Origin of the sequence: Deinococcus sp. KSM4-11, from assembly GCF_004801415.1 — a bacterium.
Classification (GTDB): Bacteria; Deinococcota; Deinococci; order Deinococcales; family Deinococcaceae; genus Deinococcus.
In genome coordinates, this window is the sequence record NZ_SSNX01000010.1 from 111679 (window position 1) to 135733 (window position 24055).

Consider the following 24055-nt stretch of genomic DNA (forward strand, 5'->3'; position numbering starts at 1 on the left):
TGGAGCTCAGAACAGTGCTTGGCAGCGCGGTCAAGCCTGCAGGTCGTCTTCGGGATCGATGTCTGCCAGGATCTCGCCCATCGCCTCGCCGATCATTTCCTGCAGGGGTTTGACCTCGTCTTGTCGGGCGTCCACCCCTCGAACTGGACGTCTGGGCGCCGCGTCACGACGACCCGGACATCAGCGTCACTAAGGGCCGGGGACATGGCGTTGGTGAGCCTAGCCTGGAGGAATGTGCCGAGCTTGTCGGCGTTCCACTCGCTCAGGCGACTGGTATTCCTGCCGGTCTTCACCTTGATGGGTGTAAGTGGCACGAAACGGAAGGCCGGTGTTTTGTTCATGGCGTAATTGTGGCACAAGGATTGATGGGGTGTGGGCGCACGTTAACGCTCTTCCCAGTCTCAGGCGGCGCCTGAGTCCTTCACATGGATCAGCATCCCGCTCTGCGCCTCGGGGGCCGTGCAGAACCCGGAGTTGACCGCGTCCAGCATGCCGAAGAACTGCCGCTGGTGGGCACGCTCCACGCGGGAGTCCTGGCCATCGGGCAGGGGCGTGAGCACGACCGTCCTGCGCAGGGGCTCGTAGTCGTCCCGCAGGCCGATCAGCCGGGAGGCGGAGAGGTTCACCGGTTGCCCGTGCCAGTCGTCGAGGTGCCAGACCTCGTCGTGCTCGAGGAGGTGGAAGGCATCCGGCAGGCGGTCGATGCTGCCGCCGCCGAAGTGCCGCGCACTGGTGAACGGGTCGCCGCTGTCCAGGCTGACGGTCTGGCCGTCCAGCTTGATCACGAGGATGACGCTCATGCGGACACCTGCTCTTCCAGTGCCTGGGCTTGGGCGTCCTCGCGGAACCAGCTGATGCCCAATCCGACCTGCTCGCCCCGGTACACGGCGTCCACCTCATACCGACCTTCCTCGTCCCGGTGGACGTGCAGTTGCACTTCATCGCCGTTCACGCGCGGCTCCCGGCGTACTGGGCGGTCTGCAGGCGAGCGCGGGCGGTGTCCAGCTGGGCCAGGGCGGGCGGGGTGGGTTCCGGATCCAGCAGGGCGTGCGGATCGATGTCCACCTGGAAGGTCATGTGGCAGGCGCCGATGCCCTCTACCAGTCGGGAGACCATGGGGCCGGTGCGGTTTGTTTTCCGGATAGGCGTGCCCTCGGCGATGTACTGTGCGGCGTCCACCAGGGCTTCCTCGAAGCTGTAGGAGGTGCGGTGGCATTCGGTGCTGTCGAACCAGTAGGTGATCAGGGTGCTGCACTCGCGCAGGCTGACCGTGACGGGTGAAGCAGCAAATCCTGCAGATGATCGACCCCAGCCGAACCACCGACCCCATGCGGTATCCATGGTTGTTGAGCTTGGGTGCTACCCTCGCCGTCACCACCTCTCCGGTCGGACAGGCCCTGATGAACGCGACGGACACCGCCGTGTGCAGGGTTGAGAAGCGTTGCGTTTCGCTTGGGTCAGCCTGGGGTCTTCTAGGGTGAAATTCCCGGTTTTGAGTGCTGCTTGAAGACATTTTCAAGACATCGATCGAATCGATTGTCAACACCTTGATACAACTGCTGCCCTGACTAAAGCAAACAGGCAGCCATTTAGAAAATAGGGGCGATGTATTAAGAAGGTGATTTTTTATATTGTCGAATAGTAAGTGGTGCATTAATATCGCTTCATGGTCTCCCGATAGTGAACGTACCCCTGCAGGGAGTGGACGCGGCCCTTCTCAGCCGCGTCCTGGATGCCAGCGTCAGTGGTGCTGTACTCGCCGATGCCCGTCAGGACGACGTCCCCCTGATCTACGTCAACCCAACCTTTGAACACCTGACCGGGTACAGTGCCGCCGAGGTCATCGGGCGTAACTGCCGCTTCCTGCAGGGTGAAGATCGTGATCAGTCCGCCCGGCATGACTTGCGCCACGCCATCGCCACCGGGCAGCCTGTCACCGCCATCCTGCGGAACTACCGCAAGGACGGGTCGCTCTTCCTGTGCGAGGTCACCCTGAGTGCCCTGCGCGACGAGGACGGGCAGGTGACGCACGTCATGGGGTTCCAGCACGACGTCACGGCGCGGGAGGCGGCGCGCTGGGAGGCCTCACAGGCGAGCCAGCGGTTGCTGGCCACCCTGAACAACCTGCCAGACCCGTTTATCTCGTGCGACCGGAACCGAACCGTGACCTATGCCAATGCAGCCGCGGCGGCCAGATTCGGGCACCCGCCCAGTGAGATCATCGGTCAGCCGTTGGCCGTCCTCAGCCCGGACGCCGTCCTCACCCCGACCAGCCAGGCCGCGGCGCGGGTGCTGGAGACCGGCGTGACCGAGCACATCAGCATGCACTCCGATCTCCTCGACCTGGATCTGGAGGCCACGGCGTACGCCATCAATGACGGCGTGGCCGTCCTGATGCGCGACGTCACCGCTGAGCGCCATGCTCTGCAGGAAGCCCGGGAAAGCCAGGAGCGCTTCGCAAAGGTCTTCGCGGCCAGTCCGCTCGCCATTGCGGTCACCCGCCTCCGCGACGGGCAGTTCATCGAGGTCAATCCCGCGTTCTCGCACCTCAGCGGGTACACGCGGGAGGAGGTGATCGGCCGCACCTCCACAGACCTGCAATTGTGGCCGGAGCCCGGCGAGCGCACCGAACTGGTGAGTGTTCTACAGCAACGTGGAGCGTTGATCGACCGCGAGATGGTGTTCCGGGTGAAATCTGGGGAGCTGCGCGACACTGTTACCACCATCTTGCCGATCACGCTGGCGCGTGAGGAGTGCATGCTCAGTATGGTGCGCGACGTGAGCCAGGAACGCCGCGCCCAGCGGCAGCTGGAGGCCAGCGAGCAGGCTGCCCGCCACGCGGCCGCGGAACTCCAGCGCACCCTGGATCAGTCCCCCGATATGATCGTCTCCGTGGACGCGCAGGGCCGCTTCCTGGGAGTCAGTGCTGCATCGGAGCGGCTGCTGGGCTACCCGCCACACGTCATGTCCGGTCGGCCATACCTTGATTTCGTTCACCCTGATGACCGGCCCCGGACAGTGCAGGTCGTGACTCATCCCGACACGCTTGGAGAGAACGGCATCTTTCAGAACCGCTACGTCCACCGTGACGGCTCACTGGTGTGGTTGGAGTGGAGTTCCGTGCAGTTGCTCGATGGCGTGGTCTACGGCGTCGCGCGCGACATCACCGCCCGACGGGCAGCAGATGAGGCCCAAGCCTTCCTGGCGGCCATCGTCCAGGCCAGCCCAGACGCCATCATTGGCCTCTCGCTCGACAGCATCATCCAGTCGTGGAACGGCGGCGCCGAGCGCATGTACGGCTATGCGGCCACCGAGATGATCGGGCAGCGCATCACCGCGATCGTGCCCCTGGAACTGGCGGAGGAACAACGCGCCCTCCTGGCCCGCGCGGCCCAGGGCGAATACTCGCCGTCGATTGAGACCACCCGGCTGTCGCGGGAGGGGCGTGGTATCCCCGTGCAGCTGAGCATCGCGCCGATCTTCGACAGTGAGGGTACCGTCGTGGGCGTGTCGAAGATCGCGCACGACATCTCTGGGCGCCGGGAAGCGGAGCGGCAGATCCAGCAGCTCAACATCACCCTGCAGCGCAAACTCGAGCACCTGACCGGCCTGCACAAGATCGACGCGGCGATCACGTCCAGTCCCGACCTCTACATGACGCTGGGCGTTGTGCTGGACGAGGTCGTGGCCCAGGTGGAGGTGGACGCCGCCACGGTACAACTGCTCGACACGCATGCCATGACCCTGACCTATGCCGCCACACGCGGCTTCACAGCGCCCCTACCCCAGGAGCCGGCGACGCGGCTCGGCCAGGGTCTCTCCGGCCGGGTGGCCCTGACCCGCGAGCCGGTGATCGTCAACGACCTGCGCGCTGCAGCACTTCCCGCCATCCGACAGGCCTGGGCAGACCGTGAAGGCTTCTGTGCGTACGCGGCCGTGCCACTGAGCGCCAAGGGCAAAAGCCTTGGGGTTCTTGGAGTCTTCCGTCGTCAGCCATTTGATGAGGCCACGGACTGGCTCGCGACGCTGCAGATCCTCGCGGGACAGGCGGCCATCGCTGTTGAGAACACGCAATTGTTCCTGGGCCTCGAACGCAGCAACCTGGAACTGGGTCTCGCGTACCAGGAGACCATTGAGGGTTGGGCGCGCGCCCTGGATCTGCGTGACAAGGAGACGGAAGGGCACTCCCGGCGGGTCACCGAGATGACCGTCAGGCTATGCCGCGCCCTGGGGGTGGCGGGCGTGGATCTGGTGCATGTCCAGCGCGGCGCGCTGCTGCACGACATCGGGAAGATGGGCATCGCGGACGCGATCCTGCTCAAACCGGGGCCGTTGACCGAAGAGGAATGGGTGGAGATGCGGAAGCACCCCGGGTACGCGGTGGAGCTCCTGTCCCCGATTCGCTTCCTGCACCCGGCGATGGACATTCCTCAGTATCACCATGAGAAATGGGACGGCAGCGGGTATCCACATGGCCTGCGGGAAACGGCGATTCCGCTGACAGCGCGGGCGTTCGCGATCGTGGATGTCTACGACGCGTTGACCAATGATCGCCCGTACCGGCAGGCGTGGAGCCGCACGCGCGCCTTGACGCACCTGCAGGATCAGGCGGGCCGTCACTTCGACCCCGAGATCATTCGCACCTTCACAGCCATGATGCAGGTGGACGGCTGATTACGCTGCTGAGCCAGCCACGGTCACGACCCTTGTAGGCTCGTCAGTCGCTGGCGTCGGAGTGGGCGTTTACTCGGCGGTTTCGGGGCAGGGCCAGCGAGCGCTCAGGGCTAGACGTAAATCCTACAGTCAGCAGTCAGTACGTTCCACCTAGGGCGATCTGTTCAGTGCGGCCTGCGGGATCGGGAGCGTAGCAACCTCTGGGTGAACGCGGCCGGGAAAGAAGATGCTCGTGTCCTTTCCTGGAAGCGAGCACTGCACATCCTGGGGTGTCAGTCGAACATGGTCAGGTGATCGACGAGCTCGACTTGTGACGGAGCTGACGCAGTGGGTTCAGCCTGTCGACCTCATCCAGGCAGCCTGCTGTACCGCCAGAAGTCCACAAACGCGTTGATCCGCGCCTGTAGGACATCCATCCCGGACGACTTGACCAGCACCGCACTCGCATGGCCCTGGTACGCCCTGGCCACCTCGGTCGGATCGTCCGTACCGCTCAGGACCACCACAGGGAGGCGACGCAGCACCGGATCTCGCTTGAGGTCAGCCAACACCTCCAGCGCAGGACGACCCTCCAGATGGAGATTCAGCAGCACGGCATCTGGGAGCGAGGATCCGGGCGTCTGGAGAAGGGTGAACAGCTGGTCGGCGTTCGGAATGATGTCGAGCTGTACCGAGTCGGTATGCGGAGCGAAGACGTCCTCCATGAGTTCCGCAGCGCTGGCATCGTCCTCGACGAGGAGGACCTTCAGGACGCGGGATTGGATAGCCACCCTGGGATGGCTGTCTGCATCGGGCATGCCACACAGTAATTGCCCGACTCGCCCACGGGCCTTACCGCTGGGTTCATGAAGTATTGCTGTGTGGCACGGTGCCGGGGGTTCAGTTCAGTTTGCGGAGACGGACCGGGGTGCAGTTGCGCACCCAGTAGTTCACGAAGGCGTCGATCTGCTCGATAAAGCGCTGGAAGTCCACGTCCTTGATCAGATAGGAACTCGCGTGCAGGCTGTAGGCCCGGTCGATATCGCCCGTGTCACTGGAACTGCTGAGGATGACGACCGGGATCGCCCGAAGTCTGGGATGGTCTTTGAGCTGGGCGAGGACGTCGAAGCCGGTCAGGCCGGGCATGTTGAGGTCGAGCAGGATCACGTCGGGGAGCGTGGTGTCGGGAGCGTGGAGGAAGGACAGGGCGCGCTCGCCATTGGCGCAGGTATCGATGATGACGGCCCGCTTGTGGCCGGTGAAGGCCTCGCGGGTCAGTTCGCGGTCGGTGGGGGCGTCATCGACCAGCAGTACCCGGAGGGGTCGTCCCATGGAGAGCGTGTGGACAGCGGGGACGGTATCGGGCATTTCCTGAGTTTAGCCTGGACGGTGAATCTCCTTTTATCCACGTCAGAGTTGGCTGCATGGTTTTCCTGGGGTGGGCTGACGAAGGAATGGGCTGAGCTGAGCACGCTGCTGTTCGTGCAGAACGGCGAAGGGTACTTCAGCTGCACCGGCACCCTCCTCACGCCGACCGTCATGCTCACGGCCGGGCACTGTGTGGAGGGCGCCGGCGGCCAGGCCAACGATGAAACGTGGGTGCGTTTCGACGAGGACGCCATCAGCGACTACTTCGTGCCCACCTCCGCATGGCTGGCAGCGAACTGGATCCGGGCAACGCAGGTCATCCCTCACCCCATGTACGACGATTACTCGGCGTTTCCCAATACCTTCGATGTGGGCCTGGTGATCCTGAGTCAGCCTGTGACCAGGACGACCTACGGGCGCCTGCCGCCCCTCGGGTACTTCGACACGACGCCTCAGGCAACGCTCAAGGCACAACGGTTCGAGCCGGTGGGGTATGGCCTGCTGGGGAAGGCGCCGCCCACCAGCAACAAGCCCATTCCGGATGATTACGCTCGCTACAAGGGCCTGCAACGGTTCATTGAGGTCAGCAGCACGACGAGCGGAAGTCAGAGCGTGAAGCTGACCAACAATCCTGGGGCTGGGAATGGCGGGGGCGGCACGTGCAACGGGGACTCTGGGGGCCCAACGCTGTTCAACAACACCAGCGTCGTGGCCGCCGTGAATTCGTTCAGCGTGACGCCCAACTGCAAGGGCACAGATTTCATGTTCCGGATGGACACGGCACTGGCCCAGAACTTCGTGACGCCCTACCTGAAATAACGGCAGCTCGAGTGCCCCGCCTCTGGGAGTCGCCAGGGCGGGGCACTTCAGCTGATCACTCCACTTGGAAGCTCAACACTCGTCAATCGGCGGCCTGACGGATCACCTGACACCGCCGCCAGTACCGCACGAAATCCTCCACCTCCCTCAGAAAAGACGGGAAGCTCGTCTCCTTGACCAGGTACGAACTCGCGAACAGGCTGTACGCCAGCTCGACATCCGCCGGATTGGTCGACGTCGACAGCATCACCACCGGCATGTTCTGCAAAATGGGGTCACTTTTGATGGTTCGCAGCACCTCGAACCCGCTCATCAGGGGCATGTTGACATCCAGCACCACGACGTCCGGACGCTCGGCATGTGGATCGCGCAGACACGCCAGGGCCGCCGCGCCGCTCTGCCGGGTGGTGAGGGACACGTGGTTCGCGTACTCACTGAAGGCCTCGCGGGCCAGATCCAGATCGACCGGATTGTCATCGACCAGCAGGACGCGCAGGGAAGGAGGCATACGTGCGGAGATGATAGGGGGTCAGGGTTCACCTGTGGCGGCGTCACCGTGGGTCAGGTGCTGCTCGACGATCTGGATCTGCTGGGCGAGGGTCGTCAAGACCTGCTGAATGACCTCCCCGGTGCCGAGCCGCACGGCCGCGGTGAAGGCCACCTGCGCCTCCAGCCAATCCGCCTGCAACTGTTCGAGGATGACCATCAGGTCGTCTCGGTTCGTGGGGAGTGAAGCTCGCCACCGGTCGAGCTCGGCTGTATCCATGCCCGAGTGTAGGGAGTGCCGCAAGCACGCAAGGGCTACATGAAGCAACGCTCCGCCCGCACTACACCGCTCCTCGTCCCCACCGTCAGACAGGGCAGGGCCAATGACCGTGTCGGGCAAGGACGCTGTCCCCGAATCGCTCCAGCTGGGCGTTAATCCCAGGGTGAACCGGCCATCCATCCGCCTAAACTGAGCCCATGACCGAGTCACCCGAAGGTGAAGGGCCGCGTGCGCTCAACCCCGCTGCCGAACGTCATGCCGCAGTGTCGGCCCGTCATCACGTCGGGGCGGCGGGATTCGCCCAGGCCGAGGCCCTCGAACAGATCATTAGTGCCGGCCGCGAACAGATTGCCCTGACCCAGTCGCTCCGGCAGGTGGTGATCACGACGCAGACCCAGCTCCGGGACGCTGCGGACAAGTTCGACACGGAGCAGGCGGAGTTCCATGCCGGCAAGCTGCAGGAGGTCGTCAGGTCAGGCCACGCTCAGATCGAGGCGGCAGACCATCTCCGGTTGGCCATCCAGAGCACCCTGACGAGCGTGCGGGGCACCCCGCTGGAGGACATCAGTGCCGGGCTGCTGACCACCCTGGGCACCCTGGTGCAGCAGCAGGCCAAGTCACTTGAACACCTCATTGTCACGGCCATCAGCGAGACCACAAACGCCGAGCAGATCAGGAAGCTGCAACTGGTGAGTGCCGATGCAGCGCTGCGATCTGAAGCGGTGGAGCACGAGCGCACGGAGCGGGAACTGGTCAACCTGGAACATCTACAGACCCAGACGTTGACGCGGATCCGCCAGCTGGAAGCGGACGGTCAGAGTCACGCCGACCAAAAGGGGCAACTGGAGGACGCCGCCGAGAGTTCGCAGCGCACGATCGAGGTGCTTGAGGCCGCCGAAGTTCGGGATCTGGCGCAAATTGCCGACCTGGAGGCGCAGGAACAGGGGGCAGGTGAGCGCCGCGCGGAGCTGGAGGGGGCGGCCGCAACGAACCAGGAACGCATCGAGGAGCTGGGTGGCGTGCCAGCGGGGCAGACGTCAGTGAAGCGAGATCCTCAGGAAGACGCGTAGGGAGCGGAGGCTCCTGGCTGACAGAAAAAGCCCTGCCCTTGCGTTAGCCAGGGCAGGGCGGTGCAGGGTGTTCAGGATTCAGCGGGGGGGTGCCGTGGTACGCGTGGTATCGGTCGTCACGACCCGCGTGGGTTCCGGACGCCGCAGTCCGGCCAGGCCCGCGAGGCCGAGCAAGCCCAGCCAGCCCCAGTCGGTGCCACGCCTCTCGGTCGTGGTGACAGTGGTCGGAGCGGCGGTCGTATCTGTCGTACTGGTGTCAGCCGGCGTGGCAGTCGTACTGGTGTCCGCAGGCGTGGTCGTATCCGTGCTCTGCGCCTGAGCGGACACGGGGGCGATGGCCAGAGTCAGGGCCAGGAGCGTCATACGTGTTTTTGTCGTCATGTCCGAAGCCTGTCACGCCAATCGTGCTGTACGTGATAGTTCCGGCAAGATGACTGGGCGAGCATTGTGGCAATCCTTACAACTAATTCATCGTTGGCAGGGCGCGTGCTGGACCGCCGCCTTGCTCGTGCGCCAGAAGCAAAGCAATGAAGCGTCCTCACGGTCTGTGCTACAGGGGTGGGGACGCGCTTGAGTGTGCTGGCAACACGCGCAGCCGTCAAGGCGACGCGCTTATGCCCTGCACGATCAAGGCGACGAACAGGATGTGCGCCAGCACCATCAGCGCGATGATCAGCCAGGGAGGCGCATCACCGAACGGAAAGGGGGGCAGATCCTTCGACATCAACGGATCGTGCCACGGAATGATCTCTCTCCATCTGACTAACCGGACAGATAAAGGCAGGCGCAAGTCGTCCGCTACATGGGCCTGGGATCCAGCAGCTGGTGCTTGAAGCTGGGTTCGAAGTCGGCGTCCGTCGCTGGGCGGCCCAGGGCGTTGTCTCCGCCACCAGGGTTCACAGACACGGGAGGCAGCGGGGCCGGGTCATCTCCGAAGACTTTCTGGACGCCGCCTCGATGAAGGCCATTACACTCCCCACCCCGGCTCGCCTCTAGCATCTGGGTATGACCAACCGCCCCGGCCTCCTGCTGCATGTGCCCGGCGACTGGGACGTGGTTCCCGACGCGCTGATCGAGTTGCGCCGGCACCTCAGCGACGAGTACGGGGCCACGCTGGAGGTGCGCCCGGCCACCGGATACATTGCCACGCCCATGCCGCAGTACACCGGGGAGTGGTCTCACATCGTCGTCAACGAAATACGCTCCTTGATTCACGCCGCCTTTTTCACTCTGGATTGGCTGGATCTGGAGGATGTGGGGTGAGCATTCAGGCCATCCGCCCTGTGGCCGACACCACGCGTCAGGACCGGCTGTTTCAGATCTTCCAGGAACCGTGGTCACTCGTGGAGGAGGAAGCCACGCCCGCTGGTGAGGTCACCCTCCTGCGCGCGGGCGGTCGAACCGGGTACCGGGGCCAGGTCGACTTGGCCAACTGAAGCCTGCCGGACGTGCCGAGGGTCGCGCTGCCCAGGCACGTGGCCTTCCTGGCCCGCTGGCCGGGCCGCAGAGGGGTTGTGGTCGCAGCGAGTTACCAGGACGATGCTGGAGCCTGGCACACCGCGCCCACGGATGACGTGCTGCTCCTGGCGGCCGTCTGGGAACGGCAGGGCGATCACTGTGAGGACGGTGGGCTGGCGCACCGCCATGATGGACGGTGGCGGGGTGGATCTCGCTCAGAGACACTCCAGTGCCCGCGCGGAGGCGTCCTACACTGCTGGGCGCACTATGCAGCGCACCGAACTCCGCACCGAACGCCTTCTCCTCCGCCCGTTTCGGGCCGGGGATGTGACTGCCGCCCTGGCGTATCGGAATGACCCGGAGTTCGCGAGGTTTCTGCCCCACATCCCGCAACCCTTCACGACACGGGACGCAGAACGGTTCGTGGCGCAGAACATGTCGGAACCGTGGACAACATCGCCCACGTTTGCGGTGGTGTTGGATGGAGTACTCATCGGAACGGTCAACCTTAAAGTGGATTCGAGCAGGCGCAGCGGGCTGCTCGGCTATGCAATTGGACGGGCATGGTGGGGTCGCGGCCTCGCCACGGAGGCCGCGTGGGCAGTGATCACCTGGGCGCGCGAGGCGTACGGCCTGACCCGCGTCTGGGCCGAGGCAGATGCGCAAAACCTGCGCTCACAGCGGGTTCTGCAGAAGCTCGGGATGCAGTACGAACACTTCAGAACCTCGGAGGCTGTGCGCCCTGACGGAACGCCCATCAACAGTGTTCGATACGGCCTCACGTTCAGCGAATGACGACTCCCGTTTGAACCCCAGGGCAACCATTCCTAGCCGTTCGCAGGTGCGAGTCGGCGTTTCTGTGCGGCGCGGCCTTGACGATGGACGCTGGTCTGGGCGTGGTCGACCAGCCACACGTGTCCCAGCCTTCCCCGTGCCAGAGCTCATGTACCGCAGTCGGAGCCTGGCCCATGGCACTCCGCATCGAGCGTCCCTGCGGGTGCCTGGCGCTCCAAGGGCAATGGAACCATTCCGCTGTTGATGCACATGTATTCGTGAATCGGTCTGGCAAACAGTTCAACTTATCCATCTCATCGTGCAACGGCTTCAGTCAGCATTGCGCCGAAACGTGCTCACCGCGCCTAAATCCTTCAGCCCATCACCACGGGTTCACCGAGAATCTCAGCAACCGGGGAACACCTGACAGGCCGGTCAGGCTGCCTCAAGTGCTGCTGCCGTGTCGAGGACGCACCTGTCAGGTTCACGCGAGAACCGATTCCTACACTGAACAGAAGATGGGAGACGCCACACATCATCAGTCCTGACCATCCAGCGAAATCCTGGCACTTCTCCTTGCGTCTCCAGGTGCTCCTGTCGCTGGCCTGCAGCGGCCTGATCCTGATGCTGACGGTCTGGTGGGGCATGCCCAGCCTGGTGATCCAGCCGTTCGATCAGCAGGAGATCCGCGGCATGGACGAGGACACCCGACGGGTCACCTCGGCCGTCCAATCCGAACTGACCAATCTCAGTTATGCCGTCCTGAACTGGTCGGACTGGGATGAAACCTATGCCTACGCACGCCGTCCTGATCCGGCGTTCATCGCCGCAAACGTCATCGACGGAACGTTTGAAGGCCAGCGCCTCAACCTCATCATGATCCTGAACCGGCAGGGCCAGCTGATCAGCGCCCATGGCTTTGACCTGGACAGCAAACGGCAGATATCCGTAAGCGCCCAGGGACGAGCGTTCCTGCGTCAGTTTCCGGCGCTGCAGGTTCGCGACCTGTCCACCCATGTGGAAGGCATCGCGGCGCTGCCCGGTCAGGTTCCCTGGCTGCTGGCCTCCCGCCCCATCCGCACGAGTGACGGCACAGGCCCCGTGACCGGCACCCTCGTGATGGGACGCCTCCTGTCACCGACGCTGCTCAGTGACCTCAAGCGGGATCCGCACCTTCGGCTCACCGTGCAGGCTGGAACGGGGCTCCCCGCCTCTGCCGCCCTGGCCAAGGTTCTTGTCACGACGCCTGACGCCTCCCGCATCCAGGGCCGCAGCACCCTTCCAGACCTCAGTGGACGTTCCTCCGTGACCTTGACGGTGGCCACGGATCGCCCAGGACATGCCAATGGGGTGCGCGCCGCCCGCGTGCTGTTGGCGTGTGTGCTGACCGCCGTGCTGCTGCTGACCCTCCTGAGCATGATCCTGGTGGAGACCCTGGTGCTGCGCCCGCTGGCCCAGTACCGCGGGCAGGTGCGGCACCTGATGGCGGGGCAGCTCACCCAGCGGTTCACGGTCAGGGGACGGAACGAGCTGAATGCCCTCGGGCAGGCGCTGAATGCCCTGCTCGACCGCACGGAGCACAATCAGGAGCAGGTACAGCATCAGGCGACGCACGACGCGCTCACGGGCCTGCCCAACCGGCTGCACCTCCACCGTGAATTCCAGCGGCTGTTTGACTGCAACGAGCCGTTCGCGGTGGCCCTGCTCGACCTGAACAACTTCAAGGCCATCAATGACACGCTGGGTCATGAGGTCGGGGACGAGGTGTTGCGTGCCGCCGCCACCCAGCTCCAGGCGGCATTGCCACGAAATGCCTTCTGCGCCCGGCTGGGAGGGGACGAGTTCGCCCTGCTCCTGCCCGGCATCGTGACGAGTGACCAGGCCGTCACCCAGGTGAGCGACATCCTGGCCTGCTTCAACCAACCGTTACAGACCAGCGCCGCCAGTCTTCACGTCAAGGCCAGTGCCGGCACGACCCTGTGGCCCTCGGACGCCTCAACCGCCTCCATGCTGATGCGGTATGCCGACCTGTCGATGTACCGTGCCAAGGCCCTGCAGTGTGACGTGCAGCCGTACAGCGTGGTGATCTCGGACGCGATGGAGCGTCGCAACAGCCTGGAACGTGACCTGCACGGTGCGGTCACCCGTGGGGAACTGTGGCTGGCGTATCAGCCACAGGTGAACCTCATCACGAGTGAGGTGGTGGGGTGTGAAGCGTTGGTGCGCTGGAACCATCCGCAGTTCGGCGCGGTGCCCCCGGGGACGTTCATTCCCATCGCCGAGGAACGTGGCCTGATCCACCAGATGGGCACGTGGATCCTGCGCAGCGCCTGTGCGCAGGCGGCCGAGTGGGCCCACTCGGGCCGCCCGACCAAAGTCTCGGTGAATGTGAGTGCGGTTCAGCTCCAGGATCCAGCCTTTCCTGACCTGGTGGCCCAGGTGCTCCGGGATACGGGCCTGAGCCCATCGCTGCTGGAGTTGGAGGTCACGGAAACGGCTGTGCTTGTCGACTTGCAGGCCGCCGTTCAGCATCTGACGCGGGTGCGGGCGTTGGGCGTCAGTGTGGCGCTTGACGATTTCGGTACTGGCTACGCCAGCCTGGAACTGGTGCGGGAACTGCCGCTGGATTACCTCAAGCTCGACCGGTCATTCGTGACGGACGCCGTGAACGATGCCCGCCGGCAGGTGATCGTGTCGGCCGTGATTCAGCTCGCCCATAGCCTCGGACTGGACGTGATCGCTGAGGGCGTGGAACACCACGCGGAGCGTGAACTGCTGCTGTCCTTCGGCTGCACCGTGGGGCAGGGCTATCTGTTCGCACGGCCGCTGGCCGCGCTGGATGTGGCGCTGCTGTTGCCCGGCACCGGATCGCTTCGTCCGGCATGACCCAGCATCTCAGAGGGCAACCTGAGAACGATACCGGCCATGCGTGCCGCGGCCGACACCGGTCACCGGTACTTCTGATCACTGACGATGCAGCTCAGGCTGGTTCATTGCTGCAGGCACCGCCTTCGAAGTGTGTAACGCCGGCGATCCGGCACGTCCAGGTTGGTGTGCCCCGCAAGTCATACGGCTGGGCTGAGCCACGGGGTAGCATTGACCTACCGGGCCGTGCGCGACCGTCTGTCCCAAGCTTGGGACAGACGCACCAGCATTGTCACCTCCAGGCACTCGCGCTGGAGGAGGTCACGCGTGGGCACCGCGCGCTCCAACCTGTCCCTCAGCTTCCTGACCATGAGCCCTGAGCATAAGGCCGGGCACCGCAGTCACGACGTCCAGACCGCCCAGGCGCCGCGCCAACCCACCGCCGGAGGTCTGGTACGGGCACGCGCGGTACTGATGGCGGCGTGGCAGCTGGAGGGGGAAGGTGACCTGACCAACTTGCGTCCCGTAACTGGCAGCGCCGCTCCGGTCAGTGCGTGGCAACTGCGCGAGCACCTGCGCGCTGGGGCCTACGGCAGCTGACGGGCAGGACGGGGGTGGCCGGGGCGAGGGCATCGCCAACCAAGCCTGGATCAATCACAGTGACAGTTTGTGCTGGTGTCTGTGAATGGTCTCGGTGCCGCGATGCCAGCATGCTGTTGCTGTTGCAGCAGTGCGCGCTCCAGCAGAAGCCGGTGCTGTGACCTGAGTCGGGCCTGGATCGTGTCTACAGGATCGAAGCTGGTCATGGGCCTGTCTAGCGCCTCCCCGACGATTCCTTGCCATGTTTCGGCCTCGCCCTGATCCATGCAACCACGAGGCGACTCGGCCCGAGATGGCTCAGCCAGTGCCCGTCCGGCCGCCAAGATGCACGGAGTTCTTCAGAAGCGAGCGCAGTGGCAGCTGGCCGCTCAGTACGATCGCTGATCCGACGGTAGTCTGACGCTCAGGACACTCCTGCCGTCTCCGCAGGGACAGCCAGTACCGCTTGACCAGCGTCAGGTGTCAGAAGTGCCCACGCTTCCCAAGAAGGAGAACCCATGCCGCCGGTCACCCTCAAGGATGTCGCGCTCCACGCCGGCGTCTCCTATCAAACCGTGTCCAATGTCCTGAACGGTCACCCCCACATCCGTCCCGCCACCAAAGAACGCGTCCTGGCCTCGATCGCCGCGCTCGACTACCACCCCAACCACGCCGCCAAGGCCTTCCGGGAAGCACGCACCACCACCCTCTGCTGCGCGTTCTACGGGCACAATCCCGATGAAGTCAACGACCCGTACCGCAATCTGGTGCAGTCCGCGTTTATCGCGGAGGCACAGGCTCACAGCTACAGCGTCACCACCGCGTTTATCGGCCAGGACGGCGATCTCAGTCCCCTGCGCCAGCGCTTTTTGCAGCGCCATTTTGGCGGCGTGGTGATCGTCGGCACCACCCTCATGCTGCCGCAGTGGCAGACGATTCAGCAATGGATGCTCCCCGCCGTGCTCTTCGATCACTCCCTGCCAGGCGCGCTGACCGTCAGTGCTGACTACCCTGCGGGCATGGCCGCACTGGTGCAACATCATGTCTCGACTGGACGTCGTCGCCTCGCGCTCATCATGCCCCAGGGTGATCCTGGCAGTACGTCCGTCGGTCGGCGCGAGGGGTTCAAGGCGGCGTGTGCAGCCGCTGGTGTGGAGGGATGGATGGTCGATGGAGACTGGTCATATGAGTCCGGGTACCGCGCCATGCAGGCGCTCTGGGCCAGCAACCGGCGGCCGGATGCGGTGCTCGGTGGGAACGACCGCATGGGTGCGGGCGCATTGCGGGCGGCCCACGACCTCGGGGTGGGTGTCCCAGACGAAGTGAGCATCAGTGGCTTCGATGATTTTGAGTTTGCGCAGTTCACCACGCCGAGTCTCACGACCATCCAGATTCCGCATGGCGACATGGCCCGGTACGCGGTTCGCACCGTGATTGGTCTGCTGAAGGACGGTTCGCCGACGTCGCGCGTCTTCCTGGGGTCACTGATGGTTCGCGAGTCGGCCTGAGCTGTCGGGCCGGGATTCCTGGATTCGTGACGGACGGCCACGATCCTGCCTACACGCAGCGGGCAACTGGCCGGCCGCAGAGACGCCGCTGCACCTCCGATCACACGCGCCGCTGACGGTGGATCTAGCCATCCTCGCTCCTCAGCGCCCGCCCCTGAACGACTTGGCGTTGTCCCGTCCCCGTCCATCCCGTACGCTGAACCCATCCACGCTGGGCCCACACCCAGGTGCCGCTTCCACCGCACGGGGTGGCCTGCTGGCATCTGCCTCCCCTGCACGCCAGCGCCAGGAGCCCCATGGCCACAGACCCCTCAGCCCCCGCCCCCGCCCCCGCCCCCGCCTCCGTCGACCTCTACAACGCCGCCTATGGCCAGTACTCGGCTGACGCCCAGCAGGCCGTGCGCGCCGCCACCTACGGCCAGGATCTCGGCCAGACCGGCTGGATGACCGCCGATGAACTCCAGCACTTCAGTACCCTCCTGAAGCTCACGCCCACCTCCCAGGTGCTGGAGGTGGGCAGCGGTTCCGGCGGCCCGGCCCTGCACCTGGCCGACACCGTGGGCTGCACCATCACAGGCCTGGATGTCAATGCCTTCGGGGTTCGCACGGCCCAGGAACAGGCGGCGCAGCGGCACCTGGACGACCGGGCGCAGTTTCAGGTGATCGACGCCGGCCAGGCGCTCCCGTTTGACCCGGACAGCTTCGATGCCGTGATCTGTAATGACGCGGTGTGTCACATCCCGGGGCGGGCTGGGCTGCTCGCGGAGTGGTTCCGGGTGCTGCGTCCGGGGGGATTGATGCTGTTTACCGATGCGATGGTCATCACGGGGGTGGTGTCGCATGAGGAGATTGCGCGGCGGTCCTCGATTGGGACGTACTTCTACCTGCCACCGGGGGAGAATGAGCGGCTGATCGGGGAGGCGGGGTTCGAGCTGGTGGGGCGGGAGGATCGGACGGCGGCGGCGGCGGCGATCTCGGGGCGGTGGCACGACGCGCGGGCGTCGCACCGTGACGCGTTGCTGGCCACGGAGGGGGAGGCGCAGTTTGCTGGGCTTCAGGCGTTTTTGTGGTGTGTGCACACGTTGACCGCAGAACGGCGGCTGTCGCGGTACATGTACCTGGCCCGCAAGCCGGACTGAGCGGGCAGGGGGAGCGGATGCCTGACTGCGCGGCCAGGGCATGCGGCTGTCGGTGAACAGCGCCCCGGCAGTTCTCGACCCTACTGTTGCCCTTCCAGAAACCGTGCCAGATACGGGGCCGTACGGCTCCCCGGCGCGCGGGCGACCTCGGCAGGGGTTCCGGCAGCCACGACCTGCCCGCCGTCCTCTCCTGCCCCCGGCCCCAGGTCGATCACCCAGTCGCTGCTGGCGACGACCTGCATGTCGTGCTCCACCACGATGACCGTGTTTCCTGCCCCGACCAGTCCGGCGAGCTGCCGGGTCAGCCGCTCGACATCCGCCGGATGCAGGCCCGTCGTGGGTTCGTCCAACACATACAGGGTTCCGCCCCGGCCCGCGCGCTGCAATTCCGTCGCCAGCTTGATGCGCTGCGCCTCGCCACCCGAGAGTTCCGTGGCAGGCTGGCCCAGCCGCAGGTAGCCAAGGCCGACCTCCTGCAGGACGCCGAGCGCGCGGGCCACCGGCGGCTCCCCAGCGAAAAAGGCCGCAGCATCGTCGACTGTCATGCCCAGCACGTCGGCGATGCTGCGGCCCCGGATCTGCACGTCCAGGGTCTCGGCGTTGTACCGCGCGCCATGACACACCGGGCACGGCGCGTAGACGCTGGGCAAGAAGAGGAGCTCGACCATGACGGCCCCCTCGCCTTGACAGTGCTCGCAGCGCCCGCCCTTCACGTTGAAGGAGAAGCGGCCCGCGCCGTACCCGCGTGACTGTGCCAGCGGCGCCGCCGCGAACAACCTGCGGACGTGGTCGAAGAGCCCAGTGTAGGTCGCCAGGTTGGAGCGGGGCGTGCGGCCGATGGGTCTCTGATCCACTTGGATCAACCTTCGCAGGCGGTCCAGGTTCCCGCTGAGCCACCCGCCGGAGGGCTGTGACTCGTGGGCCTGCTGCTCTTCCCCTTCTTCTTCCTCCTCGCCCGGCACCTCTTGCCCCAGGTGTGAGGCGATCAGATCCACCAGCAGGCCGCTGATCAGGCTTGACTTGCCAGAGCCCGACACGCCCGTGACGCTGGTCAACACGCCCAGCGGGAACGCGACCTCCAGCTCGCGCAGGTTGTGGCGGGTGGCCCCGCTGACCTGCACCCAGCCAGTGGGGGAGCGTGGCGTGTGGGACACGCGCCCGGCCGCCCCGTCCTCGGCGAGCCCAAACAGATACCGGGCCGTCAGGGACGCCCCCACGTCCCGCAGACCTGCGGGAGGGCCGCTGTAGAGCACCTCGCCTCCCTGCTCGCCCGCCCCGGGCCCGATGTCCACCAGCCAGTCGGCCTGCCGGATCACCTCCAGCTCGTGCTCGACGACGAAGAGGGAATTGCCCGCCGCCTTGAGTCTCTTCAGCGCGGCCAGCAGCGCCTCGGTGTCGGCCGGGTGCAGGCCAGCGGAGGGCTCGTCCAGCACGTATACCACTCCGAACAGGTGCGAGTAGAGCTGCGTCGCCAGCCGCAGCCGCTGAAGCTCGCCCGGGGACAGCGTGGGCGTGCCGCGCTCCAGCGTCAGGTAGCCCAGCCCCAGATCCAGCAGCACCGCGAGCCGCGACACGAGGTCTTCCGTGAGCCGCTGCCGGGCGAGCGTCTGTTCGGGATGCGCATCTGCTCCCGCCGTCCCCTGTGCCCCGTGGTTCTGCACCACTGTCCCCTCTGCCAGGCGCTGCAGGAGGTTGGCCACGCGCCGCAGGGGCAGGCGGGACAGCTCGGCGATATCGAGGCCCGCGACCGTCACCGTCAGGGCCTCGGGGCGCAGCCGCTTGCCGCCACACATCGGGCACTCCCGGCTGAGCATGAACTCGGCCGCCCGTTTTTTCATCGCTGCGCTGTGGCTGCTCGCGAAGGTATGCAGCACGTGCCGCCGCGCGCTGCTGAAGGTGCCCATGTAGCTCGGCTCGGCCCGGCGTTTCAGGGCCCGCCGCGTGTCCTCTGGCGTGAGGCCCGCGTACACGGGAACCACCGGCTGCTCGTCGGTAAATAGAATCCAGTCGCGATCCTGTTGCGGCAGCTCCCGCCAGGGCCGATCCACGTCGTAGCCCAGCGTGACCAGGATGTCGCGCTGGTTTTGCCCGCCCCACGCGGTTGGCCACGCGGCAATCGCCCGCTCGCGGATGCTGAGCGAGTCGTCGGGCACCATCGAGCGCTCAGTCACGTCGTAGAGGCGGCCCTGGCCATGACAGGTCGGGCAGGCGCCTTCTGGCGTGTTGGGCGAGAACCCCTCCGCATAGATGATGCTCTGCCCAGGCGGATAGTCGCCGGTTCGCGAGTACAGCATCCGCACCAGATTTGAGAGGGTCGTGACGCTGCCCAGGGATGATCGCGTGGACGGTGCCCCGCGCTGCTGCTGGAGCGCCACCGCGGGCGGCAGGCCGTCGATGCCGTCCACGTCTGGCGTCCCCACCTGATGAAAGAGGCGGCGGGCATACGGGGAGACGGATTCGAGATACCGTCGCTGCGCCTCGGCGTACAGCGTGCCAAACGCCAGCGACGACTTGCCCGAGCCCGACACGCCCGTGAACACCACCAGGGCATCACGCGGAATCTCCACGTCGATGTTCCTGAGATTGTGCTCCCGCGCGCCCCGCACACGAACGAAGCCGGTTCGGGCCTGAGCCGCGCCGTGGAGAGAATCCGTCATGGCGGCATTCTCGCTCCTGCGGTCTGGGAACTGTGAACCAGCGCCCCAGGTTTCGAAAGGAGGTTCATGGAAGCGGTCAAAAAAGCTGTTCTTTGTCCGGAACTGCAGAAGCCATCCTAAAACCGGCCGAAGGGAAGATCATTTTTCTGATCATTCAAGCTCTCTCACTGCGCGTTGTCTGGGCGAGATCGACTGCGACCAGCCAAGTCGTGAGCTGCTCCAGCATGCCTCCGCCCGCTCCCCATTGCATTCAACAGACCATAGGAAGTCACCCATGACTGAATCCACCGTGGTACTCGCTGGCGCGGCGGGTGACCTCGGCACCCGGATCGCCCGGGCGCTCGTCCGGCGCGGGGCTGAGGTGCGCGCCCTGGTGCGCCCCGGGCTCACTCCCGATGACCGCACCCGCCTCACCGCCCTGGGCGTGACCCTCACGCCCACCGATCCAGCGGACGTCCCGGCCCTGGCCGCCGCGATGCAAGGCGCCAGCTGTGTCGTCTCCGCGCTCAACGGCCTGCACGAGGTAATCGTGGATCGCCAGCGCGTGCTGCTCGAGGCGGCGGTGCGGGCTGGGGTGCCGCGCTTCATCCCCTCGGACTACTCGGAGGACTACACCAGAACGGTCCCCGGCGACAACCGCAACCTCGACCTGCGGCGTGAGTTCATGACGATCGCCGACCGGTCTGCGCTCCAGGTGACGTCGATCCTGAATGGGGCCTTCATGGACATGCTGGGGGCAGAGATGCCGATCATCCAGCCGCGGATTCACCGGGTGCTGTACTGGATCAGCGCGGACCAGCGGCTGGACTTCACCACCAAGGATGATGTGGCGGCCTATGTGGCGGCGGCAGCGTTAGATGACGCGACGCCGAGGTTCCTGCGGATTGCCGGTGACACGCTCAGCGCGCGGGAGCTCGCCCGGGTGCTGAGCGACGTGACGGGTGAACCGTACAGAACGCTGCATGTGGGCAATCTGGGCCTGCTGGGGCTGATGATCCAGGTGGCGCAGCGGGTCGCCCCCCAGCCTGGCGAGCCGTTTCCGGCGTGGCAGGGCATGCAGTACATGCGGGACATGTTCAGCGGGCGGGGCAAGCTCCAGCCGCTCGACACGGACCGGTATCCGGAGGTGCGCTGGACGTCCGTGCACGAGCAGTTGAGCAACCACCATTCAGGTTGAGGGACAGCCCAGCGTTCAGATGTTGCCCAGATGGGTTGCATTGCACAGGTCTGCGGCACGCGACGCTCATCCTGGTTGCTGGCGTGATGGCCGACCAGGGGCGCCGGATCCCGGCGCCGGCGTGCCCTGATCCTACGTGACCTGGGAACCCTCAGCCCGCGCGAGTTCGAGCTGCATGTTGCGCGGGTGCTCGGGGCCCTGCCGGGATGGTCGGCCCAGGCGACCCGCAGCGCTGGGGATCAGGGCGCGGATGTGATTGCGCAGGGGCCAGATGGGGTGAAGCTGGCGGTGCAGGTGAAGCACCATCGCCAGGCGGTGGGGAACAAGGCCGTGCAGGAGATTGTAGCCAGCAAGGCGTTCTACCAGTGCACGCACGCGGTGGTGGTGACGAGCGGGCCGGGGTATACGCGCGCGGCGCAGGAGCTGGCCAAAGCGAACGGGGTGCCGCTGTGGGACGCGAAGATGCTGTTCCTGCTGCAGGAGTGCGCGCTCCAGCAGAGGCCGGTGCCGCAGAAGCTGCTGTTGCCCTGACTCAGGCCTGGCCATAGTCCTCGGAACCATGTCGGCCATGATCTCGCTCATTGCGTCACCGATCATTCCCTACAACGTTTCGCCCTGCTGGGGCGTCCAGCCCTCGAACTGGAGTTCGGGCGCCGCCCTACGGCAACCCGGACGTCGCGTGGCCTGGTGGGGTCAGGCTCACTGCGTGAACCAGTGCAGATTTCGTGGCATTACAGTCAAGTGATGGACTCGCTCGCTTCCTGGCGTCGCTGGCTTGTGGAAGGATTGGGGGCCGCCCTGATTGTCTTAGCAGATCTGGGCGCTGACGCTCTCTTTCGTGCCCATCTCCTCCCTGGGTTCGTGGCACACATGCTGGTTCCAGGAACCACGGTGCTCGCGCTGATCGTTTGTTTCAGCGACGTGTCGGGAGCACATTTCAATCCTGCGGTGAGCCTGGCCTTCACTCTGCGCGGGAGTTTTCCGGCACGCGCCCTCCCTGGGTACGTCATCGCGCAGGTGGTCGGCGCGACCCTGGTGGCCTGGGCTCTGCACGCTGGCCGGCTCCTGAGCCCTGAAGGTGAGCGGCTTCTCCCGCTCCAGCAGGCACTGGTGGAGGGCGGCTGCACTACCCTGCTGATCCTGCTGGTTCTGGCGACGGCCAAACGCCATGCCGCTGTGGGTTCTGAGGCGGCACTGTTCGTGGGTCTTACGGTGGTGTTGCTGCACACGTTGGGTTCACCCCTGACGGCTTTGTCGCTCAATCCAGCGAGGGCGCTCGGGCCCGCCCTGGTGGAGGGTCAGCTGGCTGATACCTGGCCTCACTGGGTGATGCCGCTGGGCAGTGCCATCGTTGCGGCCGTCCTGACCAGCGTGGTCAGGGGCGGCGCCAGCAGAGAAGAGGCAGAGGCGGCTCAGGGAGAGACCCAGAGCGACTGAGAAGCAGGGTGTGGTAGCGGTGGTCTTATTTCGGTTCGTTCAGCTGGGCAATCTGATCGGAATCAGCGTGTACCCGGGCGCGGCCTTTGAGGTACAGATCATGCACGACTGCCTGACCAAAAATACGCCCGATCTGGACGCTGGTCAGTTCGATGATCTGCTTGTTGGGGTGTAGGGCACCCCAGTTCACCTGAACCAGGGTGGTGCCGGGAACCCAGCGACAGTGCAGTTCTTCCCTGACAGGAGTGGGTGGGGTTGATGGGAACGGATGGAGGGAGGACGTCATAAAAAACCTCCAACACGGACGAACGGACACGCGCTTGGTGTTGTCACTGCCGCCTGACCAGGGTTTCACACCCGGAACCGTGAATACATCGGCCCGCTGTACGACACCTGGCGTCGCACCTTGAGGGAGAGGGTAAAAGAAGGGCACTTCACTTTAACCCCGTTGGAAGCTGCTTGAAAAGGCGGAGGGAGCCTGCTGAAGTACGGCTCCCTTCATGATTTAAGGAGACCTTACGGATCAATGTGACAAAGATGAGTGCAACCGTATATCACACGTGCTTGATCGCCTTGTTGCCTGATTCGTCTGGGTTGGTCGCCGACATGGCCTGATCACATTCATTCAACCCACACTTCCACTTCGCTTCAGATGCTGGGACTCCAGAGTCGTGGCAGCTTCGCTGGTGCCACGGTGCAGGGTGAGGGGAGTGGTGGCAATAGTGCGTCATGGTCGGGAGCGGCCAAGGTGAGGTCGATGGGCTTCTTCAGGGACACCCTGGCCCATGGCTTCCGTTGGAGGCGACTCCTGGTGTCGCCCACAGGTGCTGGACTGAGCGTGATCGGCAAACATTGCCATTACCGGGGTCAGGTTCCTGAAACAATCGCTGGCTGGCCACGGACGACGGGCACGCACGGCAGCGATCCTGCCACCAGCTGGATCACCCAGGCTGGTGATTGACCGCTTCCAGTGCCTTCCTGACCGACATAGAGTGCCAGGAAACCAGCGCTACAGGCGGTCGTGGCGCACACTTCATTCTAGGAGGCCGGTCACCGCCGAATTGAAGCTGGAGTCGATGATCCTATGCCTCCGGTGCCGCCCCCCTGCGTTCCAACGGGTGCTGCTCGGCGCCGGTTCCCTTCACCACGTTACTGGTCGGCAAAGCGTTCGGCGTACCGGCCGGCCAGAAAAATCGATTGGTAGGTCGCGTTCATCGTATCCAACACCTTCCCGCTGTATTCGAACCCCCAGCCTCCGTCGCGCCGTTGCCACCACACCCCCAGGAGGGCCGCATGGTCGGCCAGATCTAGATCTGGCCATGTGGCCTCCAGCCCAGGTGCACGCACCTCCAAGCTCATCTGGCGGAATTCCAGCGGTTTGGGTTGGCTGTGGATGGTCACGGCGTACAGATGGCCCACCTGCGTGCCAAAACGCTGGTGGAGCGCGACGAGATTGATACTCAACGCGCGCGTCGAGGCGAGCACGTCTGCGCTCCCCGGTGTGTGGGTCACTTCAAAGCCGCTGCGGTTCGGGAAGTTGATGAGTCCTGAAGGGGGCACATGCACGACCTGAAGCTCCGCCCAGGTGGTTCGGAGATCACGTGCTTTGAGGATCAGGTTCAGCATGTGGTTCGGCGCGGCGGATGGGCTCGGCGAGGAGGACACCCATCCGATATACGACGTTTGTCCCCACCTGTTGCCCTGCTCACGCGCATCGCCAAGTGGTATGTACCTTATGCAGTTTTCCCGAAGATGTTCCCATGGGAGAAAAAACCGGTTGACTTC

25 protein-coding genes are annotated in these 24055 nt (G+C 65.0%); 13 read left to right on the forward strand and 12 right to left on the reverse strand.

Annotated features, from left to right (window positions below):
• Positions 1-401: 401 nt before the first annotated feature.
• Genes E7T09_RS20435 through E7T09_RS20440 form a run of 3 tightly spaced genes read right to left on the reverse strand, consistent with a single transcriptional unit; the run spans position 402 to position 1341 of the window.
• Entirely contained in the window at positions 402-800 is a 399-nt protein-coding gene (locus E7T09_RS20435; protein WP_136391051.1) for a hypothetical protein, read from the reverse strand.
• Positions 797-952: a hypothetical protein gene (locus E7T09_RS22035; RefSeq protein WP_168734964.1), complete on the reverse strand. Its 156-nt coding sequence runs from the start codon at positions 950-952 to the stop codon at positions 797-799. The genes E7T09_RS20435 and E7T09_RS22035 overlap by 4 nt, the downstream gene beginning before the upstream one ends.
• Positions 949-1341 carry a hypothetical protein gene (locus E7T09_RS20440; RefSeq protein WP_136391052.1) on the reverse strand — a complete coding sequence of 131 codons (393 nt, stop codon included), beginning with the start codon at positions 1339-1341 and terminating at the stop codon, positions 949-951. The genes E7T09_RS22035 and E7T09_RS20440 overlap by 4 nt, the downstream gene beginning before the upstream one ends.
• A gap of 339 nt (positions 1342-1680) precedes the next feature.
• Here E7T09_RS20440 and E7T09_RS20445 point away from each other — a divergent pair, with 339 nt between their 5' ends.
• Positions 1681-4674, forward strand: coding sequence for a PAS domain S-box protein (locus E7T09_RS20445; RefSeq protein WP_136391053.1), 2994 nt, complete (start codon positions 1681-1683; stop codon positions 4672-4674).
• A 347-nt stretch (positions 4675-5021) separates the two neighbouring features.
• On the opposite strand, the gene E7T09_RS20450 is transcribed toward E7T09_RS20445, so the two are convergent.
• Positions 5022-5471: a response regulator gene (locus tag E7T09_RS20450; protein WP_136391054.1), complete on the reverse strand. Its 450-nt coding sequence runs from the start codon at positions 5469-5471 to the stop codon at positions 5022-5024.
• An 82-nt stretch (positions 5472-5553) separates the two neighbouring features.
• A complete protein-coding gene (locus E7T09_RS20455) occupies positions 5554-6021 on the reverse strand; it encodes a response regulator (RefSeq protein ID WP_240741916.1) in 468 nt (155 codons plus the stop codon).
• 114 nt (positions 6022-6135) lie between these two features.
• On the opposite strand from E7T09_RS20455, the gene E7T09_RS20460 reads away from it, so the two are divergent.
• A complete protein-coding gene (locus E7T09_RS20460; protein WP_240741917.1) occupies positions 6136-6840 on the forward strand; it encodes a trypsin-like serine protease in 705 nt (234 codons plus the stop codon).
• Positions 6841-6922: 82 nt separating this feature from the next.
• Here the strand turns inward: E7T09_RS20460 and E7T09_RS20465 are convergent, their stop codons facing one another.
• Both E7T09_RS20465 and E7T09_RS20470 read right to left on the reverse strand, forming a co-directional pair.
• Positions 6923-7348, reverse strand: coding sequence for a response regulator (locus E7T09_RS20465; RefSeq protein ID WP_136391055.1), 426 nt, complete (start codon positions 7346-7348; stop codon positions 6923-6925).
• Between the two features lie 21 nt (positions 7349-7369).
• The gene (locus tag E7T09_RS20470; protein ID WP_136391056.1) at positions 7370-7606 is read right to left on the reverse strand and encodes a hypothetical protein; all 237 of its coding nucleotides are present in this window, start codon (positions 7604-7606) and stop codon (positions 7370-7372) included.
• 197 nt (positions 7607-7803) lie between these two features.
• Between E7T09_RS20470 and E7T09_RS20475 the strand changes: the two genes are divergently transcribed.
• Positions 7804-8676, forward strand: coding sequence for a hypothetical protein (locus tag E7T09_RS20475; protein WP_136391057.1), 873 nt, complete (start codon positions 7804-7806; stop codon positions 8674-8676).
• A gap of 78 nt (positions 8677-8754) precedes the next feature.
• Here E7T09_RS20475 and E7T09_RS20480 read toward each other — a convergent pair whose 3' ends face one another.
• Together E7T09_RS20480 and E7T09_RS22505 are read right to left on the reverse strand one after the other, a co-directional pair.
• Positions 8755-9057, reverse strand: coding sequence for a WGxxGxxG family protein (locus tag E7T09_RS20480; protein ID WP_168734965.1), 303 nt, complete (start codon positions 9055-9057; stop codon positions 8755-8757).
• A gap of 217 nt (positions 9058-9274) precedes the next feature.
• The gene (locus E7T09_RS22505; protein ID WP_255578460.1) at positions 9275-9400 is read right to left on the reverse strand and encodes a hypothetical protein; all 126 of its coding nucleotides are present in this window, start codon (positions 9398-9400) and stop codon (positions 9275-9277) included.
• Between the two features lie 281 nt (positions 9401-9681).
• Between E7T09_RS22505 and E7T09_RS20485 the strand changes: the two genes are divergently transcribed.
• The 7 genes from E7T09_RS20485 (at position 9682) to E7T09_RS20510 (ending at position 16999) form a co-directional block, all read left to right on the forward strand.
• Positions 9682-9939 (forward strand): hypothetical protein, encoded by a 258-nt coding sequence (locus tag E7T09_RS20485; RefSeq protein WP_136391058.1) that lies wholly within the window; start codon positions 9682-9684, stop codon positions 9937-9939.
• Entirely contained in the window at positions 9936-10112 is a 177-nt protein-coding gene (locus E7T09_RS22040; protein WP_168734966.1) for a hypothetical protein, read from the forward strand. The genes E7T09_RS20485 and E7T09_RS22040 overlap by 4 nt, the downstream gene beginning before the upstream one ends.
• A 289-nt stretch (positions 10113-10401) precedes the next feature.
• Positions 10402-10929 (forward strand): GNAT family N-acetyltransferase, encoded by a 528-nt coding sequence (locus tag E7T09_RS20490; protein ID WP_168734967.1) that lies wholly within the window; start codon positions 10402-10404, stop codon positions 10927-10929.
• 555 nt (positions 10930-11484) lie between these two features.
• Positions 11485-13794: a bifunctional diguanylate cyclase/phosphodiesterase gene (locus tag E7T09_RS20495; protein WP_136391060.1), complete on the forward strand. Its 2310-nt coding sequence runs from the start codon at positions 11485-11487 to the stop codon at positions 13792-13794.
• A gap of 306 nt (positions 13795-14100) precedes the next feature.
• Positions 14101-14373 carry a hypothetical protein gene (locus E7T09_RS20500; protein ID WP_136391061.1) on the forward strand — a complete coding sequence of 91 codons (273 nt, stop codon included), beginning with the start codon at positions 14101-14103 and terminating at the stop codon, positions 14371-14373.
• A 497-nt stretch (positions 14374-14870) separates the two neighbouring features.
• On the forward strand, positions 14871-15860 hold the full coding sequence (locus tag E7T09_RS20505; RefSeq protein ID WP_136391062.1) for a LacI family DNA-binding transcriptional regulator: 990 nt from the start codon (positions 14871-14873) through the stop codon (positions 15858-15860).
• A gap of 296 nt (positions 15861-16156) precedes the next feature.
• Positions 16157-16999, forward strand: coding sequence for a class I SAM-dependent methyltransferase (locus tag E7T09_RS20510; protein WP_136391063.1), 843 nt, complete (start codon positions 16157-16159; stop codon positions 16997-16999).
• Positions 17000-17079: 80 nt separating this feature from the next.
• Here the strand turns inward: E7T09_RS20510 and E7T09_RS20515 are convergent, their stop codons facing one another.
• Positions 17080-19656, reverse strand: coding sequence for an excinuclease ABC subunit UvrA (locus E7T09_RS20515; RefSeq protein ID WP_136391064.1), 2577 nt, complete (start codon positions 19654-19656; stop codon positions 17080-17082).
• Between the two features lie 274 nt (positions 19657-19930).
• Between E7T09_RS20515 and E7T09_RS20520 the strand changes: the two genes are divergently transcribed.
• From E7T09_RS20520 to E7T09_RS20530, 3 genes are all read left to right on the forward strand, one after another.
• Positions 19931-20833 (forward strand): NmrA family NAD(P)-binding protein, encoded by a 903-nt coding sequence (locus tag E7T09_RS20520; protein WP_136391065.1) that lies wholly within the window; start codon positions 19931-19933, stop codon positions 20831-20833.
• Between the two features lie 141 nt (positions 20834-20974).
• Positions 20975-21364, forward strand: coding sequence for a restriction endonuclease (locus E7T09_RS20525; RefSeq protein WP_255578462.1), 390 nt, complete (start codon positions 20975-20977; stop codon positions 21362-21364).
• A 213-nt stretch (positions 21365-21577) separates the two neighbouring features.
• Positions 21578-22270 (forward strand): MIP/aquaporin family protein, encoded by a 693-nt coding sequence (locus E7T09_RS20530; protein WP_136391067.1) that lies wholly within the window; start codon positions 21578-21580, stop codon positions 22268-22270.
• Between the two features lie 25 nt (positions 22271-22295).
• On the opposite strand, the gene E7T09_RS20535 is transcribed toward E7T09_RS20530, so the two are convergent.
• Both E7T09_RS20535 and E7T09_RS20540 read right to left on the reverse strand, forming a co-directional pair.
• On the reverse strand, positions 22296-22556 hold the full coding sequence (locus E7T09_RS20535; RefSeq protein WP_136391068.1) for a hypothetical protein: 261 nt from the start codon (positions 22554-22556) through the stop codon (positions 22296-22298).
• A gap of 863 nt (positions 22557-23419) precedes the next feature.
• Positions 23420-23896: a hypothetical protein gene (locus E7T09_RS20540; protein ID WP_136391069.1), complete on the reverse strand. Its 477-nt coding sequence runs from the start codon at positions 23894-23896 to the stop codon at positions 23420-23422.
• Positions 23897-24055: the final 159 nt, after the last annotated feature.